This window comes from Amycolatopsis sp. NPDC104775, from assembly GCF_055583325.1.
On the sequence record NZ_JBVJOE010000006.1, the window covers coordinates 50,509 to 66,332 of the forward strand.

At 69.1% G+C, this 15,824-nt stretch carries 16 protein-coding genes; 8 read left to right on the forward strand and 8 right to left on the reverse strand.

Annotation, left to right across the window (positions count from 1 at the left end):
* Nucleotides 1-71: 71 nt before the first annotated feature.
* Nucleotides 72-1,088, forward strand: coding sequence for an AraC family transcriptional regulator (locus ACZ63D_RS26385; RefSeq protein WP_465357047.1), 1,017 nt, complete (start codon nucleotides 72-74; stop codon nucleotides 1,086-1,088).
* Between the two features lie 58 nt (nucleotides 1,089-1,146).
* Here ACZ63D_RS26385 and ACZ63D_RS26390 read toward each other — a convergent pair whose 3' ends face one another.
* Nucleotides 1,147-1,809: a TetR/AcrR family transcriptional regulator gene (locus ACZ63D_RS26390; protein WP_465357048.1), complete on the reverse strand. Its 663-nt coding sequence runs from the start codon at nucleotides 1,807-1,809 to the stop codon at nucleotides 1,147-1,149.
* A 125-nt stretch (nucleotides 1,810-1,934) separates the two neighbouring features.
* Here ACZ63D_RS26390 and ACZ63D_RS26395 point away from each other — a divergent pair, with 125 nt between their 5' ends.
* Nucleotides 1,935-2,225, forward strand: a complete 291-nt coding sequence (locus ACZ63D_RS26395) for a hypothetical protein (RefSeq protein WP_465357049.1) — start codon at nucleotides 1,935-1,937, stop codon at nucleotides 2,223-2,225.
* Between the two features lie 5 nt (nucleotides 2,226-2,230).
* Here the strand turns inward: ACZ63D_RS26395 and ACZ63D_RS26400 are convergent, their stop codons facing one another.
* The gene (locus tag ACZ63D_RS26400) at nucleotides 2,231-3,115 is read right to left on the reverse strand and encodes a TetR/AcrR family transcriptional regulator C-terminal domain-containing protein (RefSeq protein WP_465357050.1); all 885 of its coding nucleotides are present in this window, start codon (nucleotides 3,113-3,115) and stop codon (nucleotides 2,231-2,233) included.
* Between the two features lie 105 nt (nucleotides 3,116-3,220).
* Between ACZ63D_RS26400 and ACZ63D_RS26405 the strand changes: the two genes are divergently transcribed.
* Nucleotides 3,221-4,405 (forward strand): FAD-dependent monooxygenase, encoded by a 1,185-nt coding sequence (locus ACZ63D_RS26405; protein ID WP_465357051.1) that lies wholly within the window; start codon nucleotides 3,221-3,223, stop codon nucleotides 4,403-4,405.
* Here ACZ63D_RS26405 and ACZ63D_RS26410 read toward each other — a convergent pair.
* Both ACZ63D_RS26410 and ACZ63D_RS26415 read right to left on the reverse strand, forming a co-directional pair.
* Nucleotides 4,394-5,707, reverse strand: a complete 1,314-nt coding sequence (locus tag ACZ63D_RS26410; protein ID WP_465357052.1) for an MFS transporter — start codon at nucleotides 5,705-5,707, stop codon at nucleotides 4,394-4,396. The two genes, ACZ63D_RS26405 and ACZ63D_RS26410, sit on opposite strands and share 12 nt — an antisense overlap.
* Nucleotides 5,704-6,930 carry a M20 metallopeptidase family protein gene (locus ACZ63D_RS26415; RefSeq protein ID WP_465357053.1) on the reverse strand — a complete coding sequence of 409 codons (1,227 nt, stop codon included), beginning with the start codon at nucleotides 6,928-6,930 and terminating at the stop codon, nucleotides 5,704-5,706. The genes ACZ63D_RS26410 and ACZ63D_RS26415 overlap by 4 nt, the downstream gene beginning before the upstream one ends.
* A 119-nt stretch (nucleotides 6,931-7,049) precedes the next feature.
* On the opposite strand from ACZ63D_RS26415, the gene ACZ63D_RS26420 reads away from it, so the two are divergent.
* Nucleotides 7,050-8,084, forward strand: coding sequence for an Lrp/AsnC ligand binding domain-containing protein (locus ACZ63D_RS26420; protein WP_465357054.1), 1,035 nt, complete (start codon nucleotides 7,050-7,052; stop codon nucleotides 8,082-8,084).
* On the opposite strand, the gene ACZ63D_RS26425 is transcribed toward ACZ63D_RS26420, so the two are convergent.
* The gene (locus ACZ63D_RS26425) at nucleotides 8,081-9,028 is read right to left on the reverse strand and encodes a GlxA family transcriptional regulator (protein ID WP_465357055.1); all 948 of its coding nucleotides are present in this window, start codon (nucleotides 9,026-9,028) and stop codon (nucleotides 8,081-8,083) included. The genes ACZ63D_RS26420 and ACZ63D_RS26425 overlap by 4 nt on opposite strands.
* Nucleotides 9,029-9,100: 72 nt before the next feature.
* On the opposite strand from ACZ63D_RS26425, the gene ACZ63D_RS26430 reads away from it, so the two are divergent.
* Nucleotides 9,101-10,102 (forward strand): saccharopine dehydrogenase family protein, encoded by a 1,002-nt coding sequence (locus ACZ63D_RS26430; protein ID WP_465357056.1) that lies wholly within the window; start codon nucleotides 9,101-9,103, stop codon nucleotides 10,100-10,102.
* 4 nt (nucleotides 10,103-10,106) lie between these two features.
* Here ACZ63D_RS26430 and ACZ63D_RS26435 read toward each other — a convergent pair whose 3' ends face one another.
* Genes ACZ63D_RS26435 through paaI form a run of 3 tightly spaced genes read right to left on the reverse strand, consistent with a single transcriptional unit; the run spans nucleotide 10,107 to nucleotide 12,375 of the window.
* Nucleotides 10,107-10,697, reverse strand: a complete 591-nt coding sequence (locus tag ACZ63D_RS26435) for a TetR/AcrR family transcriptional regulator (protein ID WP_465357057.1) — start codon at nucleotides 10,695-10,697, stop codon at nucleotides 10,107-10,109.
* On the reverse strand, nucleotides 10,694-11,974 hold the full coding sequence (gene paaK, locus ACZ63D_RS26440; RefSeq protein ID WP_465357058.1) for a phenylacetate--CoA ligase PaaK: 1,281 nt from the start codon (nucleotides 11,972-11,974) through the stop codon (nucleotides 10,694-10,696). The genes ACZ63D_RS26435 and paaK overlap by 4 nt, the downstream gene beginning before the upstream one ends.
* 5 nt (nucleotides 11,975-11,979) lie before the next feature.
* Nucleotides 11,980-12,375: a hydroxyphenylacetyl-CoA thioesterase PaaI gene (gene paaI / locus ACZ63D_RS26445; RefSeq protein ID WP_465357445.1), complete on the reverse strand. Its 396-nt coding sequence runs from the start codon at nucleotides 12,373-12,375 to the stop codon at nucleotides 11,980-11,982.
* Nucleotides 12,376-12,575: 200 nt separating this feature from the next.
* Here paaI and paaZ point away from each other — a divergent pair, with 200 nt between their 5' ends.
* From paaZ to paaB, 3 genes are read left to right on the forward strand one after another with little or no spacing between them, the layout of a single operon-like run.
* The gene (gene paaZ, locus ACZ63D_RS26450; RefSeq protein WP_465357059.1) at nucleotides 12,576-14,603 is read left to right on the forward strand and encodes a phenylacetic acid degradation bifunctional protein PaaZ; all 2,028 of its coding nucleotides are present in this window, start codon (nucleotides 12,576-12,578) and stop codon (nucleotides 14,601-14,603) included.
* Complete coding sequence (gene paaA / locus ACZ63D_RS26455) at nucleotides 14,600-15,541, forward strand: 1,2-phenylacetyl-CoA epoxidase subunit PaaA (RefSeq protein WP_465357060.1); 942 nt, start codon at nucleotides 14,600-14,602, stop codon at nucleotides 15,539-15,541. Before paaZ ends, paaA begins: the two co-directional genes overlap by 4 nt.
* Complete coding sequence (gene paaB, locus ACZ63D_RS26460; protein WP_009073848.1) at nucleotides 15,538-15,822, forward strand: 1,2-phenylacetyl-CoA epoxidase subunit PaaB; 285 nt, start codon at nucleotides 15,538-15,540, stop codon at nucleotides 15,820-15,822. Before paaA ends, paaB begins: the two co-directional genes overlap by 4 nt.
* Nucleotides 15,823-15,824 lie beyond the last annotated feature (2 nt).

The following is a 15,824-nucleotide window of genomic DNA, read 5'->3' on the forward strand; positions in this document are numbered from 1 at the left end:
TTAACGAGCAACCCGGACAGTTTTCGCCCTCGCGCGGCACCTGGGCGGCCGGTTGATCCATAATTCCGGCCATGGCCGAGCTAGCCACCCCCGCCATCCGCGACTGGGATTATCCGCGCGGCACGGCGAGTGTGCTGCTCATGCACCGCTTCGCCGAGGAACACGGGGTTTCGCTGCCCGGCGTGCCTGTCGAGGAATTGCGCGCGCCGGATCGTCAGCTGGACGCCCGGCAGGAGTTGGCTGTCGTGCGCGCGTTGCTGGCGACGGTCGGCTCGGGCGACGACGTCGCGCTCAGCCTCGGCTGCCGGTACCGGGTCACGACGTTCGGCATCTTCGGTTTCGCCTGCATCAGCAGTCCGACGATGCGCGACGCGATGGTGTTCGCCTCTCGCTACCTGGATCTGTCCTTCACCTTCTGCATTCCGCACGTCGAGCTGGACGCCGGAGGACTTCGCCTGGTGCTGGACGATTCGCGAGTGCCCGCCGACGTCGCCCGGTTTCTCGCGCTGCGCGACCTGTCCGCGATCTGCATGGTCATGCGGGATCTTCTGCCGGAGATCTCCTTGGAACGGCTGGAGTTCCGCTTCCCGTCATCGTCCTTTGTGGACGCGTACCGGACGGCGTTCGGCATCGACCCGGTTTTCGGTGCGGCCGAGCACCAAGCGATCTTCGACCCTGAACTGCTGGACCGTCCGCTGCCGCAGGCCAACGAGCAAACCGTCACGCTGTGCGCCGCGCAGTGTGACGCTCTCGTCACCCGCCGCCGCACGCGATCGGGAATCCCGCAGCTGGTACGGGAACGGCTGGTGCGGCTCGGCGGCGCGGACGCCGGGATGGACGAGATCGCCCGCCAGCTCACGCTCAGCACGCGGACCCTGCGCCGTCGGCTGACCGAGGCAGGAACCGGCTACCGCCAGCTGCTCGACGAAGTCCGCCAGACGCTCGCCGAGGAAATGCTCGACACCGGAGTTCTTTCCGTTGACGATGTCGCGTTGCGCCTTGGCTACGCCGAAGCGTCGAGCTTCATCTACGCGTTCAAACGCTGGACTGGCACGACGCCTGCCGCGTACGCCCGTCGTAACCGGTGAGCGACCCGTCGCGAGCGAAGCGCGGTCCCGACGCTGTTCGTCGGCACGCTGGAGCGGCTCAGCCGGTGCTGCGCGCTCCGGAGGTCTGCTGCGCCACCACCGCCGGGTAGGTGGTTTCCAGCAGCTGCACCAGCGTCTCCACCAGGAACGCGCGCAGTTCGGCTCGCTCCAGCGTGCCGCGGACCAGCCATTCCCGGGACGCGGCACGCAACATCCCGCCGTACGCGCGGATCATCGCCCGCAGCTGCGGATGTCCGTCGGCGGGCAGCAGAGCGGCGGCGAGGACGCGGTCGGCGGCGATCTCGTCGGCCTCGCGCAGGATCCGCTCGACCTCCGGGTCGTGCGCCGCGTCGATCACGGTGAGCCAGGCGTCGCGGTTGCGTTCCACGACGTCGATCCACCGGTCGATGCCGACCTCCAGCCGCAGCCGGGGCGGGCCGTCCGGCAGCGCGTCGACGACCGGGGCGGGCACGATCGTCATCTGCCGCACCACTTCGAGGTACAGCTCGCGTTTGCCGCCGAAGTAGTGGTTGATCAGCGGCCGGGCCACCCCCGCGGCGGCCGCGATGTCCGAAGTGGACACCGACGAGTAGCTGCCCGCGCCGAAGCACCGCCGGGCGGCGGCGAGGATCTCGGCCCGGCGCTGCGCGGGGTCCAGCCTGCGCCGGGATCCGCTGTTCACCGCGCCAGCCTCGCCGCCGGGCGAGGTCGTTGTCAACACGCCACGGCACGTCCGGAGGCGCTGTCACCGGATGCCGTTACCCAACCGGAACAACCGGCCGGTAACTCCGGCCGCCCCGCCCGCGACCTTCTGCCGGGGGGACCTGGGGCGAGCGGGAGCGGGCGATGGACGGCACGGACCAGCAGCCGCGGCCGCCCGGCCGGTGGGTCGGGGTGCGGTTGCACTACCGGCACGTCCGGATGGACGACCGGCCGTGCGCGACCGGCTGCCCGGAGGACGAGCTGACGGTGTCGTATCCGGGGATACTGATCAGCAGCTACGCCGACGGCGAACTGGTGGAGGAGAGCTGGATCCCGCTGGGAGCCGAGCCGAGCGAGGAGGACGACGAAACGCTGATCGAACAACTGCGCACGGCGCTGTGGTGGCAGCTCGGCGAGACCCAGCCGGACAGCTGACTCGCTCACGCCAGCTTTCCCAGCCGCCGTTCGACGCCGTCCAGGAGCAGGCGCAGGCCGTATTCGAAGGTGTGGTCCAGGGTGTGCTGCGTCTGCTGGGTCGTCAGGTGGTCGAGCGCGGGGTAGCGGCCGGTCGCGACGATCCGGCGGAACTCGGCCTCGTGGCCGTGGAGCCATTCGTCGTTGGCCAGGCCGGTGTCCTGGCGCGCCCAGGCTTCCGACTGCCAGGTGAGCGCCAGCCCGCGGACGTGGCCGAACAGGTTGAGGTGGACGAGAAGCAGGTCTTCGGCGGGCAGCCCGGCCCGGCGCAGCGCGGCCAGCACCCACTCGGAGTACCGCATCAGGTTCGGCGTGGGCCGGGGCCGCGTCATGGACATCGCCTCGGCGACCCACGGATGACGCCGGCAGACCGTCCACAAGAGACGGACGGTGTATTCCAGGCAAGCCCGCCACGGGACCGGCGGCTCGCGGCGGATCGCTTCCCCGGCGACAGCGTCGGCCATCAAGTGGACCAGTTCGTCCTTGTCGCCGACGTGCCGGTACAGCGACATCGTCGCCGCTCCGAGTTCGGTGGCGATCCGGCGCATCGACACCGCCGCCAGCCCGTCCGCGTCGGCGATTTCGATGGCGACGCGGACGATCCGGCCCCGGCTCAGCTCCGGTTCCCGCTTCCGCCGGACCGATCGCACGACAGTGCCCGCGCCCGGCCGGGGGTCGACTAGACCCTGCTCGCGCAGTTCGGCGATGACCTTCGTCGCGGTCGCCATCGCGACGCCCCATTCTCGCGTGATCTGCCGCGTCGACGGCGCGCGGTCTCCTGGCCGCAGCCGTCCGCTCGTGATGCGCTCGCGGATTTCGGCGACGATCCGCTGGTAGGGCGCAGAGTCCATGGATGCCTCCAGTGCACTAGTGCGCTCTGCTGCTCTTATGCCCAGGCAGAAGAACTGCACTAGAACAAAGGTACCCCGAGGGAGAAGCGTTCGTACGGTGTACACATGCGCACTGTCCTGATCTCCGGCGCGGGCGTCGCCGGACTTTCCCTCGCGTACTGGCTGCGGCAGTACGGTTTTCACCCGACGCTGGTCGAACGCGCTCCCGAGTTGCGGCCAGGCGGTCAAGCGGTCGACATCCGCGGGGCGGCCCGGGAGGCGGTCGCTCGCATGGGGCTGCTGGACGAAGTCCGCGCCGCGCACACCGGCACCCGCGGCATCGCCTGGCTCGACGAACGCGGCCGTCGCGCGGCGGAGATGGCGGCGGACGCGTTCGGCGATTCCGGCGGGGTGATCGCGGAGCTGGAAATCCTCCGCAGCGATCTCGTCCGGATCCTGCACGACGCCGCGGCCGCCGAAATCGAGTACCGCACCGAAATCACCGCGCTGACCGAGGAATCCGACGGCATCCGCGCGACCTTCGACCGCGGCCCGGCGCGGACGTTCGACGCCGTGGTCGGCGCGGACGGCATCGGATCGGGCGTGCGGACGCTGGTGTTCGGCCCGGAATCCGTCCGGGACCTCGGCTATCACCTCGGGTACTTCCCGGCCCGGACGCGGCTCGACCTGAATGGCTGGGAGACCGTCTACAACCTGCCCGCGGGCAACGGCGTCGGCGGCCGGGTCGTGCTGCTGTACCCGCTGGGCGCTTCCGGGGAATGCCGGGTCCTGGTCGGTTTCACTTCGCCAGAGCCGATTTCGCCGCGGGAAGACCCAGCCGCGGTCGTCGCCGAGGTGTTCGCCGGCGCCGGCTGGGAAATTCCCGCCTTGCTGGACCAGCTGCCGGACGACCTGTACTTCTCCCGCGCCGGGGAGGTCCGGCTGGCCGAATGGCACCGAGGTCGCACGGTCCTGCTCGGCGATTCAGCCTTCGGCGGTTCGCTCGGCATGGGAACCAGCCTGGCGCTCGTCGGCGCTTACGTCCTTGCCGGCGAGTTGTCCACTGCGGACGACCCGCGAACGGCTTTTGCCCGCTATGCCGACGAAATGCGGAATTACGTGGCAGCGAACCGGAAACGCCCGCCCGGAGGGACCAGCGGGTTCGCTCCGCGCACCCGGAACGGCATCCGATTGCGCAACGCCTTCCTGCGCGCGATGCCGTATCTGCCGGGCAGGCAACGGATGCTGGGCGGGCTCCAGCGCTCGGCGAACGCCATCACGCTGAAGCCCTACCCAGCCTTACGCTCCTGACCCGGTGACCGCCCGGTCGGCCACCGCGGTCTTCTCGCGCAGGTCCACGCCCCGGGTTTCCGGAAGCGTGAACGTGACCAGCGCACTGATCACCATCAGCACGATCCCGTAGATGATGAACAGCGACGGATGCCCGTTCCCGGCGAACAACGTCTGCAAATACGGTGCCGTGCCGCCGAAAGCCGCGACCGCGATCGAGTACGGCACGCCGACGCCGACCGCGCGGATGCGGGTCGGGAAGATCTCCGCGTAGACCGCCGGGCCGATGGAGGAGAACCCGGCCATGAACAGCAGCGCGATCGACATCGCCACGAACAGCTGCCACGGCTCGCGGCCGACCATCGCGTTCAGCGGGTAGCTCAGCAGGAGCAGGCCCGCGATCGCGATGAACAGCACCGGTTTGCGGCCGATGCGGTCGGACAGCATGCCCCACAACGGCAAGGCGATCAGGAAGACCACGTTCGCGAACACGCCCGCCCACAGCGCGCCGGTCGGGGGAACACCCCGCACGGTGATCGCGTATGACGGTGCGGCCACGGCCCACATGTAGTAGATGACTGTCGCGCCCACCGTCAGCCCGACGACCTGCGCGAGCAGCTTCGGGTTCTGCTTGATCGTCTGCCAGATCTGGCCCTTCTCCTTGGCCGCGTCCTTCTTCGCGGCCTGGAACACCTCGGTCTCTCGCATGCGAAGCCGCACGTAGAGCGAGTAGATCCCGAAAACGCCGCCGAGGATGAACGGGATCCGCCAGCCGAAGGAGAGCATTTGCTCGTGGCTCAGCACGCCGGAGAGGACCGCGCCGAGCAGGGTGCCGACGAGCACGCCGCAGGTGCCGGAGAAGTAGATCAGGCTCGACCACAATCCGCGGCGGGCCGGCGGGGCGACCTCGGCGATGTAGGTCTGCGCGGACGGCAGTTCGCCGCCGTGCGCGAGACCCTGAGCCAGCCGCGCCACCACGAGAATCACCGACGCCCACACGCCGATTTGGCCGTACGTCGGGGAAAGGCCGATGACCAGGCTGCCCGCGGCGGCGATCGCGACGGTCAGCGCCATCGCCAGCTGACGGCCCTTGCGGTCGGCGATCCAGCCGAACACCCAGCCCCCGATCGGGCGTGCGGCGAACCCGACCGCGAACACCGCCAGTGTGCTCAGCAAGGCCGAAACCGCGCTGTGGGCGTTGAAGAACTGCGCGGCGAAGAACGACGCGAACGTGGCGTAGACGTTCCAGTCGAACCATTCCATCGCGTTGCCGGCGCCGAGCCCGAACAGGGTGCGGCGACGATCTGGGACCACAGAGGTCATCGCAGTGCTCCTTCGGCGAAACGGTCGAGACGGCGGACGGCGAGTTCGGCGTAAACGGTGGCGGCGCGGGACAGCACGGACGGGTCGAAATCGGCGTACGGGCTGTGGTTGTTGGGCGCGGTGTGCGGTTCGAGGCCCGGCATCAGCGCGCCGAGGCCGAGGAACGTGCCCGGCACCGCGGCGAGCACGCGGGAGAAGTCCTCGGAACCGGCGACCGGGTTGGGCAATTCGGTGTAGTACTGCTCGCCGATCGTCTCGCGGACGACCTCGGCACCGAACGCGGTTTCGTCGAAATCCGTTACGGTCACTGGGTATTCGTTCTCGAACACGACGTCCGCGGTGACACCGTTCGCCCGCGCGACGCCGTCGATCGTCTCGCGGATGGTGGTGTCCAGCAAAGCGGCGGTGTCGTCGGAGAAACAGCGGACGGTGGCTTCGAACTCGGCGGTCGCGGGGATGACGTTGCGCTTGGTGCCGCCTCGGATGACGCCGACGGTGAGCACAGCCGGGTCGAAGATGTCCAGTCGGCGCGTGATCATCGTCTGCAGCGCGGTGATCATTGCCGCCGCAGCGGAAATCGGGTCCTTGGCGCGATGCGGCATCGACCCGTGACCGCCTTCGCCGTGCACGGTCACGAGCAGCTTGTGCGAGGCGGACATCAGCGTCCCGGGGCGGCTGGCGAACTGGCCGCTGGGCAGCATCGAAGAGAAGACGTGCAGCCCGTACGCGGCGTCAACGCGTCGTCCGGCGGCGTCGAGCACGCCTTCCTTCAACATCACTCCCGCGCCGTCCCAGCCTTCTTCGCCAGGCTGGAACATCAGCACAACGTCGCCGTTGAGCCGGTCGCGATGGGTGTGCAGCAACCGGGCGGCACCGACCAGTGACGTGGTGTGCAGATCGTGGCCGCACGCGTGCATCGCGCCGTTGGTAGCGGCGAAATCGAGCCCGGTCGCCTCCTGGACCGGGAGCGCGTCCATGTCCGCCCGCAACAGAACCGTGCGCGGCTGAGCCGAATCCTTGGCCGGGCCTTCGCCGCGAAGCACCGCAGTCACCGACGTCGTTTCGGTCCCCGTGGAGATCTCCAGTCCGAGCCCGTCGAGCTCGCGCAGGACCCGTTCCTGGGTGCGCGGCAGGTCGAGGCCGATCTCGGGCTCGCGGTGCAGGTCACGGCGCAGCCGGGCCAGGTCGTCCTGCTGGCTGCGGGCGTCTTCGTGGAGGTCCACCTGCTCGGCTCCTCTTCGTCGGGGAACGGCGTCTTGGTGGTCGAGTGTGCGAACTCACGCCCGATATCGAGTTAGAGTTGCCGGATTCGCTCGCGAACCGGCCGGTTGGAGAAGAAATCGTGATCGACTCGCTGGAGGAGGAAGACTTTTCGCTCATCCATGCCCTGCAACTGCGTCCCCGCGCGACCTGGACCCAGCTCGCCGCGGCGCTCGATTCCTCTCCGGTGACGCTGGCGCGGCGCTGGGAGCGGCTGCGCGACGGGGGAGCGGCCTGGGTGACGGCGTATCCGCACGTGCCCGGGCTGTATCAGGTGCAAGCCGCGTACGTGGAAATCCGCTGCGCGAGCGGGCAGGTGCGCGAGCTGATCCGGGAGCTGTCGACGTGGCCCTCGGTGGCCAGCATCGAGGAAGCTTCCCGCGAATACAGCCTGGTGCTGACGGTGTTCGGGCTCGGCTTGCGCGACCTGTCCGCCCTGCTGCTGGACGCGATCCCCAGCCTGCCGGGCGTGCTCAACACGCGTTCCCACCTGGCGTCGCGGCTGCACGTCGAGGGCAGTTCATGGCGCGTAGGTGCGCTGGACCGGCGGCGCGTGCAAGCACTGTCGCAACTACCGTCGATCGGCGGCGGACGGCTGGCCAAGCTGCAGCCGTGGGAAGAGCCTTACGCCCCTTTGACCGTCGCCTTGGGTGAGGACGGCAGACGCAGTGCCGCGGACCTCGCCCGGATCACCGGACGTCCGGTGTCGACCGTGCGCCGCCAGCTCGGACATCTGCTGAACGCCGATGCTTTGACGTTCCGCTGCGAGATCGCGCAAGGACTGACGCCGTCGCCGATCGTGGTCAACTGGTGGTGCCAGGTGCCGGTGGCGCACGTGTCGACGTGTGTGGATCGGTTGCGAGCCAATCCGACTGTGCGGCAGATGGCGAGTCTGCCCGGTCCGGCGAATCTTCTGGTGACCACGTGGATGCGGTCGATCGAGGAATCGATGCGGATGCAGGAACATCTGGAGCAGGATCTCGCCCCGCTGTCGGTGGTGGATTCGGCGCTGATCCTGCGGACGGTCAAGCGGATGGGGTGGCTGCTGGACGATGTGGGACGGAGCAAGGGGTTTGTGGTGACCATGCCCGCTCCTTCTCCGGAGAAAGCGCCTTAGGCAAGCCGGAACGTCGCGCGGTATTCGGACGGCGAAACACCGAGCGCGTCGCGGAAGTGCCGGCGCAGGGTGGCGGCGCTGCCCATTCCGCAGCTCGCGGCGATCTGGTCGATGGAAGAATCGGTGCGTTCAAGGAGTTCCTGTGCCCGGGCGAGCCGCTGCTGATGCAGCCAGTTCAGCGGTGCGGAGCCGAATTCGGCACGCATCCGGCGGGCTAACTGCCGTGAGCTGAGGCCGGCGTGCCGGGCGAGGTCGACGACCGTGAGCGGCTGGTCCAGCCGGGACCGCGCCCACTCCGCGGTGCGGGCCAGGCCGGAACCTTCGGGGGAAGGCGGCGGCGACACGAATTGCGCTTGGCCGCCGTGCCGATGAGGCGGGACGACCAGCCTGCGGCCGAGATCGTTGGCGACCGCCGCGCCCAGATCCCGGCGCACCAGGTGCAGGCACAGATCGAGGGCGGCCGTCTTGCCCGCCGAGGTGAGGACGTCGTCCTCGTCGACGTAGAGCACGTCGGAGCGCACTTTCACCCGCGGATAGCGGCGGGCCAGGTCGTCGGCGTGCATCCAGTGGGTGGTCGCGATCCGGTCGTCCAGCAACCCCGCCGCGGCGAGGACGAACGAGCCGGTGCACAGGGCGGCGATCCGGACCCCGCGCTCGTGTGCTTCTCGAAGCGCGGTCGAGAGCGCCGGATCGATCTCCGCGCCGGGAGAATCCGTGGAGGGGACCACGATCAGGTCGGCGGCGGCTTCGCCGATTTCCGAGACGCCGATCGCGGGCAGGTGCGGCAGCCAGTGCCGCGGCGAACGGTCCGAGCAAGCGACGACGACGTCGTACCAAGTGCCAGCGGGGGAGAGGTCCGAACGGTCGACGCCGAAGACTTCCGCCGCGATCGCGACCTCGTACAGCATCGCGTGCTCATGCAGGACGAGCACCAGTCGGGGCATGTCCGATACTGTACGCAACTCGTCCTTTCAGACACTCACCGGCGGCGCGGGAGCACGTCCACAATCGGCGTCATGGCAGATTCCCAGCGTGTTCTGGTCTACGGCGCGAGCGGTCACACCGGTAGGTTCGTGGTCGACGAGTTGCTGCGACGCGGTATCCGGCCGGTCGTCGCGGGGCGCAGTCTCCCGCGGTTCGCCAATTTGGACCGGCGCGAGGCGAGCATCGAGGACGGCCCCGGTTTGCGGGCGCTCCTGAACGACATCGCGGTCGTGATCAACTGCGCCGGGCCGTTCCTGGACACCGCGCTCCCGCTCGCGACGGCAGCCGTCGATACCGGCACCCACTACCTGGACGTCACCGCTGAGCAGCCAGCCGTCCAGCAGCTCTACCGCGAACTCGACGCGCCCGCCCGCTCGGCCGGGACAGCCGTAGTGCCCGCCATGGCGTTCTACGGCGGACTCGCTGATCTGCTCCTCACCGCGGTGCTCGATCCCGAGACGTCCGCTACCGAGGTCGAGGTCGCCATCGGACTCGACCGGTGGTGGCCCACGGAGGGGACCCGGGCCACCGGCGCGCGCAACACCGCGACCCGGCTGGTGATCCGGGACAGCGCTCTCGTCCCGCTCCCCGACCCGGCACGGAACAGCAAGTGGGACTTCCCGGAGCCGATCGGCGCACAGTCCACTGTGGAGCTTCCGTTTTCCGAAGTCGTCACCATCGACCGGCATCTCAAGGTGAGAACACTGCGCTCCTGGCTGAACACCGCCCCGCTCGACGATCTCCACGACCCGAGCACTCCGGCTCCGCACGCGACCGACGAGCGCGGCCGCTCACCACAACGCTTCGCCGTCGAAGTCACGGTCGGCTCTGGCACCGAGCGTCGCCGCGGCACCGCGACCGGGCGCGACATCTACGCCACGACCGCTCCGATCCTCGGCGAAGCAGCCGCTCGGCTTCTCGACGGCCGATACCGAGGCTCGGGCGCGCTGGCCCCCGGCGAGGCATTCGCCGCCGCCGACTTTCTGACGGCGATCCAGCAGTCCGATACTGACTTCGAAGCTGTCTGGCGCTGAGCGGCTAGGCGCGCAACCCGTCGAACGCCATCTTGCACACCGCGTCCGCCAGTTCCTCCGGAGACGACCCCCGCCGCGGCCGGTACCACTCGATCAGCGAGTTCACCGTGCCGAACAGCAACCGCGCCGCGATCGCCGGGTCGATGTCCGGCCGGACATCCCCCTCCGTTTCGGCCTGCTTCACCAGATCCGTCACCAGATGGTCGAACTCGCGCCGCCGCGCCAACGCCGCCCGCTCGGCCTTCGTATTGCCCCGCACCCGCAGCAGCAACGTCACGAACGGCAGCCGATCCGCCAGCACCAGCACGCTTCCGCGCACCAGATGCTCCAGGCGGTCGATCGCGCGCCCGTCCAGCGCCTCCGTCGATTCCGCGACCTCGAACAGCCCGTCCAGCGCCCGGTCCACCGCCAGCCGCAGCAGTTCCTCCTTGCTCGGCACGTGGTGGTAGATCGCGGATTTCGTGATGCCGAGCTTGCGCGACAGGTCCTCCATGCTGGTCCCGTCGTAGCCGCGGTCGTTGAAAAGCTTGACCGCGACCTGGAGCAGCGACTCCAGGTCGTAACCGGGCCGGCCGCGGCGGGCGGGGGCGGTCACGAGCGTTCGTCCAGCACGCGGCGCATTTTACCGAGCGAGCGCTCGAGCGTGTCCGGGTCCACGACCTCCACCGAAACGCTCACGCCGACGCCGTCCTTCACCCCGGCGGCCACCGCTGCCGCCGCCGAAGAGCGGCCCTCGGCAGTGGTGTCGGCGCGGGCTTCGACGCGCACGGTGAGGTGGTCCAGGCGGCCGCGGGTCGAGCGGACCAGCTGGAAGTGCGGGCTCAGCCCCTCGGTGCGCAGCACGATTTCCTCGATCTGCGTGGGGAAAACGTTGACGCCGCGCAGAATGATCAGGTCGTCGCTGCGGCCGGTCACCTTCTCCATCCGGCGGAAGGCGGGGCGCGCGGTGCCGGGCAGCAGGCGGGTCAGGTCGCGGGTGCGGTAGCGGATGATCGGCAACGCCTGTTTGGTCAGCGACGTGAACAGCAGTTCGCCGCGTTCGCCTTCCGGCAGCACCTGCTCGGTGAACGGGTCGATCACCTCGGGGAAGAAATGGTCCTCCCAGATGTGCAGGCCGTCCTTGGTCTCCGCGCACTCCTGCGCGACGCCGGGGCCCATCACCTCGGACAGGCCGTAGATGTCGACCGCGTCCAGGTCGAACCGTTCTTCGATCTCGCTGCGCATCTGCTCGGTCCACGGCTCCGCGCCGAAAATGCCGACCTTCAGCGAACTGGCCCGCGGATCCACGCCCTGGCGTTCGAATTCGTCGAGCAGCGTCAGCATGTACGACGGGGTGATCATGATGATTTCCGGCTTGAAGTCCGTGATCAGCTGCACCTGCCGGGCCGTCATGCCACCGGACGCCGGAATCACTGTGCAGCCAAGCTTTTCCGCGCCGTAGTGCGCGCCGAGCCCGCCGGTGAACAGGCCGTAACCGTAGGCCACGTGCACCTTGTGCCCCGGCCGCCCGCCCGCGGCGTGGATCGAGCGCGCCATCACCGTGGCCCAGGTGTCCAGGTCTTGCTCGGTGTAGCCGACGACGGTCGGCTTTCCGGTGGTGCCGCTGGACGCGTGCAGCCGGCGGATCTGGTCCTGCGGCACGGCGAACATGCCGAACGGGTAGCTCTCGCGCAGATCGGCCTTGGTGGTGAAGGGGAACTTCGCCAGGTCGCCCAGTTCGCGGCAGTCGTCCGGGTGCACGCCCGCTTCGGCGAACTTCTTGCGGTAGAGCGGGACGTTCTCGTACGCGTGCCGCAGGGTCCACTGCAGCCGCTCCAGCTGGAGCGAGGCCAGCTCGTCGGCGCTGAGGGTTTCGGAGAGATCGGCAGTCAAGGGGGTCACTGTGGTTCCCGGGTTTTCTCGATGACGCGGCTGCGGCCGCGGAATTCGGCGACGACCTCTGGTCCCTCGGGGGTCTCCCGGTGCACCGTGACGTCGTAGATGCCGTTGCGGCCGTAGCGGGTGCGCTCGGCGGCCGTCGCGACGAGGTGGTCGCCCAGTTTTCCGGCGGCGACGAACGAGATCTCCGCACCCGCGGCGACGGTGACCGGCCCGTGCGTGTTGCAGGCGAGAGCGAAAGCGGTGTCAGCGAGCAGGAACACGTAACCGCCGTGGGCGATGTCGTGCCCGTTGACCATCGTCTCGGTGACCTTCATCGTGGCCACCGCGCGGCCCTCGGCCGCCTCGACGAGTTCGATGCCGAGGGAGCGGGACGCCTCGTCGGTGTCGAACATGGCGTGCGCGGCGTTGCGGGTCACGAGCTAGGCCTCCGGGACGGTGACTTACTGACCGAATGGCCGGTAAACCCGGCGCGAGCCCAGTAAAGGCCGCGATTCAGGCGGTGTCAAGCAATGCGGGGGTTCCGATCAGCGGGGAGAACGGCTATCCTGCGAATTACTGAACGTCCGGTTGGTAATTCGGCGAGAGGGTCGGCATGGTTCTGCTCCGCAGCTACGTCTCCGGGGGATGGCACACGGCGCCGGGTGAAGGCGCCCCGTTGCACGACGCGGCGACCGGGGAGGAAGTGGCCCGGATTTCGTCGGAGGGGATCGACTTCGCCGCGGCGCTCGAGTACGGCCGCAAGGTCGGCGGTCCGGCGTTGCGGAAGCTGACGTTCCATCAGCGGGCCGCGCTGTTGAAGGCGCTCGCCTCGCACCTGCGTGAGCACCGTGAAGAGCTGTACGCGCTGTCGGCGCGCACGGGTGCGACGCTCGGCGACTCGAAATTCGACATCGACGGCGGCATCGGCGTTCTGTTCAGCTATGGCTCGAAGGGCAAGCGCGAGCTGCCGAACGACACTGTGTACGTCGAAGGCGCGGTCGAGCCGCTCAGCCGCGGCGGCACGTTCGTCGCGCAGCACATCGCGACCCCGCTGCAGGGCGTCGCGATCCAGATCAACGCCTTCAACTTCCCGGCGTGGGGCCCGCTGGAGAAGTTCGCGCCCGCGTTCCTCGCCGGTGTGCCGAGCCTGATCAAACCGGCCAGCCAGACCGCGTACCTGACCGCGCGGCTCGTGGAGCTGATCGTCGAATCCGGGATCCTGCCCGAGGGTACGGTGCAGTTCGTCGCGGGCAGCGTCGGCGACCTGCTCGACCACGTCACCGCGCAGGACCTGGTGTCGTTCACCGGTTCCGCGTCGACCGCGCAAAAGCTGCGCGCGCACCCGGCGATCGTGCGGAATTCGGTGCGGTTCAACGCCGAGGCCGACTCGCTGAACTGCTCGATCCTCGCCCCGGACGCCCGGCCGTCGACGCCGGAGTTTGACCTCTTCGTCAAGCAGCTGGTCACCGAGATGACGGTGAAGGCGGGCCAGAAGTGCACCGCGATCCGCCGCGCGTTCGTCCCGGCCGAAATGCTGGACGACGTCGCCGAGGCGGTCAGCGCCCGGCTCGCCAAGGTGACGGTGGGCAACCCGAACGCTGAGGGCGTCCGGATGGGCGCGCTGGCCAGCTTGGAGCAGCGCGAGGAGGTGCGTCGTTCCTTGAAGGCGCTGCTCGACGCGGGCAGCATCGTCTTCGGCGACCCGGAGCACGTCGACGTCGTGGACGGCGACGAGGCGACCGGCGCGTTCATCTCGCCGATCCTGCTCAAGGCCGACCCGGAGCGCGCCGAGCCGCACGAGGTCGAGGCGTTCGGCCCGGTGTCCACGCTGATGCCGTACACGTCGGTCAAGCAGGTCATCGAGTTCGCGGCACGCGGCGGCGGCAGCCTGGCCGGTTCGGTCGTGACCGGCGACCCGGTGTTCGCGCGCGAAATCGTGCTGGGCGTCGCGCCGTACCACGGCCGGCTGCTCGTGCTCGACAGCGACGACGCGAAGGAATCCACCGGACACGGTTCGCCGATGCCGCAGCTGGTGCACGGCGGTCCCGGCCGCGCGGGCGGCGGCGAGGAAATGGGCGGTATCCGCGGCGTGCTGCACCACATGCAGCGCACGGCCGTGCAGGGCAGCCCGACGGTGCTCGGCGCGGTCACCGGCCGGTGGGTCGAGGGCGGGCCGCGTGTCGAAGGCGAGCACCCGTTCCGGAAGTCGCTGGCGGAGCTGAGCATCGGCGACACCGTCGTGGCCGGTCCGCGCACCGTCACCCGCGCCGACATCGACCACTTCGCCGAGTTCACCGGCGACACCTTCTACGCGCACACCGACGAAGCGGCGGCCGCGGCGAACCCGCTGTTCGGCGGGATCGTGGCCCACGGCTACCTGGTCGTCTCGTTCGCCGCGGGCCTGTTCGTCTCGCCGGAGCCGGGTCCGGTGCTGGCCAACTACGGCCTGGAGAACCTGCGCTTCCTCACGCCGGTGAAGGTGGACGACGCGCTGACGGTCACCTTGACGGCCAAGCAGATCACGCCGCGGATCGACCAGGACTACGGCGAAGTCCGCTGGGACGCCGACGTCACCAACCAGGACGGCGACTCGGTCGCGAAGTACGACGTGCTCACCCTCGTCTCGAAGGAGCAGCCGTGACCGCTGTGGCAGAGCCGGAACTGGAAGCCCTGTTCGAGCACACCATCGAACGGGACCAGCGCATCGAACCGCGCGACTGGGTTCCCGAGGGCTACCGCAAGACGATGATCCGCCAGATCGCGCAGCACGCGCATTCGGAGATCATCGGCATGCAGCCGGAAGGCAACTGGATCACCCGCGCGCCTTCGCTGCGGCGCAAGGCGATTCTGCTCGCGAAGGTGCAGGACGAGGCCGGGCACGGGCTGTATCTGTACTCCGCGGCAGCGACGCTCGGCGCGGACCGCGCGGACCTCACCGACAAGCTCATCACCGGCAGGCAGAAGTACTCGTCGATCTTCAACTACCCGACGCTGACCTTCGCCGACGTCGGCGTGATCGGCTGGCTGGTCGACGGCGCGGCGATCTGCAACCAGGTGCCGCTGTGCCGCTCGTCGTACGGGCCGTACGCGCGGGCGATGATCCGGATCTGCAAAGAGGAGTCCTTCCACCAGCGGCAGGGCTACGAGCTGCTGATGACCATGATGAAGGGCACGCGGCAGCAGCGGGACATGGTGCAGGAGGCGGTGAACCGCTGGTGGTGGCCGTCGCTGATGATGTTCGGCCCGCCGGACGCGGATTCGCCGAACACCGCGCAGTCGATGGCGTGGAAGATCAAGCGGCACACCAACGACGAGCTGCGGCAGCGCTTTGTCGACATGTCCGTGCCGCAGGCCGAGGCGCTCGGCGTGACCTTCCCGGACCCGGACCTGCGGTGGAATCCCGAGCGGGAGCACTACGACTTCGGCGCGGTCGACTGGGACGAGTTCAAGAACGTGCTCAAGGGCAACGGCCCGTGCAACGCGGAGCGGATCGCGCACCGTCGGCGGGCGCACGAAGAGGGCGCGTGGGTCAGGGAAGCCGCGGCGGTGCACGCGGCCAAGAAAGAGGTTTCGGCATGAAGCACGACTGGCCGTTGTACGAGGTGTTCGTCCGCGGGAAGCGCGGGCTGAACCACGTGCACGTGGGTTCGCTGCACGCGGCGGACGACGAGATGGCGTTGCACCACGCGCGCGATCTTTACACACGCCGCAACGAGGGTGTGTCGATCTGGGTCGTGCGCGCCTCGGACATCACCGCGTCGTCGCCGGACGAGAAGGACCCGTTCTTCGCGCCCAGCGGGGACAAGGTGTACCGGCACCCGACGTTCTACGACATTCCCGACAACGTTCCCCACATGTGAGG

Bases quoted from the DNA above. Each gene is read 5' to 3' on its own strand.
- ACZ63D_RS26385 (WP_465357047.1), top strand. From the start codon at position 72: ATGGCCGAGCTAGCCACCCCCGCCATCCGCGACTGGGATTATCCGCGC.
- ACZ63D_RS26410 (WP_465357052.1), bottom strand. From the start codon at position 5,707: ATGACCTCTGTGGTCCCAGATCGTCGCCGCACCCTGTTCGGGCTCGGC.
- ACZ63D_RS26430 (WP_465357056.1), top strand. From the start codon at position 9,101: ATGGCAGATTCCCAGCGTGTTCTGGTCTACGGCGCGAGCGGTCACACC.
- paaZ (WP_465357059.1), top strand. From the start codon at position 12,576: ATGGTTCTGCTCCGCAGCTACGTCTCCGGGGGATGGCACACGGCGCCG.
- ACZ63D_RS26405 (WP_465357051.1), top strand. From the start codon at position 3,221: ATGCGCACTGTCCTGATCTCCGGCGCGGGCGTCGCCGGACTTTCCCTC.
- paaI (WP_465357445.1), bottom strand. From the start codon at position 12,375: ATGTTCGACACCGACGAGGCGTCCCGCTCCCTCGGCATCGAACTCGTC.
- ACZ63D_RS26395 (WP_465357049.1), top strand. From the start codon at position 1,935: ATGGACGGCACGGACCAGCAGCCGCGGCCGCCCGGCCGGTGGGTCGGG.
- ACZ63D_RS26425 (WP_465357055.1), bottom strand. From the start codon at position 9,028: ATGCCCCGACTGGTGCTCGTCCTGCATGAGCACGCGATGCTGTACGAG.
- paaB (WP_009073848.1), top strand. From the start codon at position 15,538: ATGAAGCACGACTGGCCGTTGTACGAGGTGTTCGTCCGCGGGAAGCGC.
- ACZ63D_RS26400 (WP_465357050.1), bottom strand. From the start codon at position 3,115: ATGGACTCTGCGCCCTACCAGCGGATCGTCGCCGAAATCCGCGAGCGC.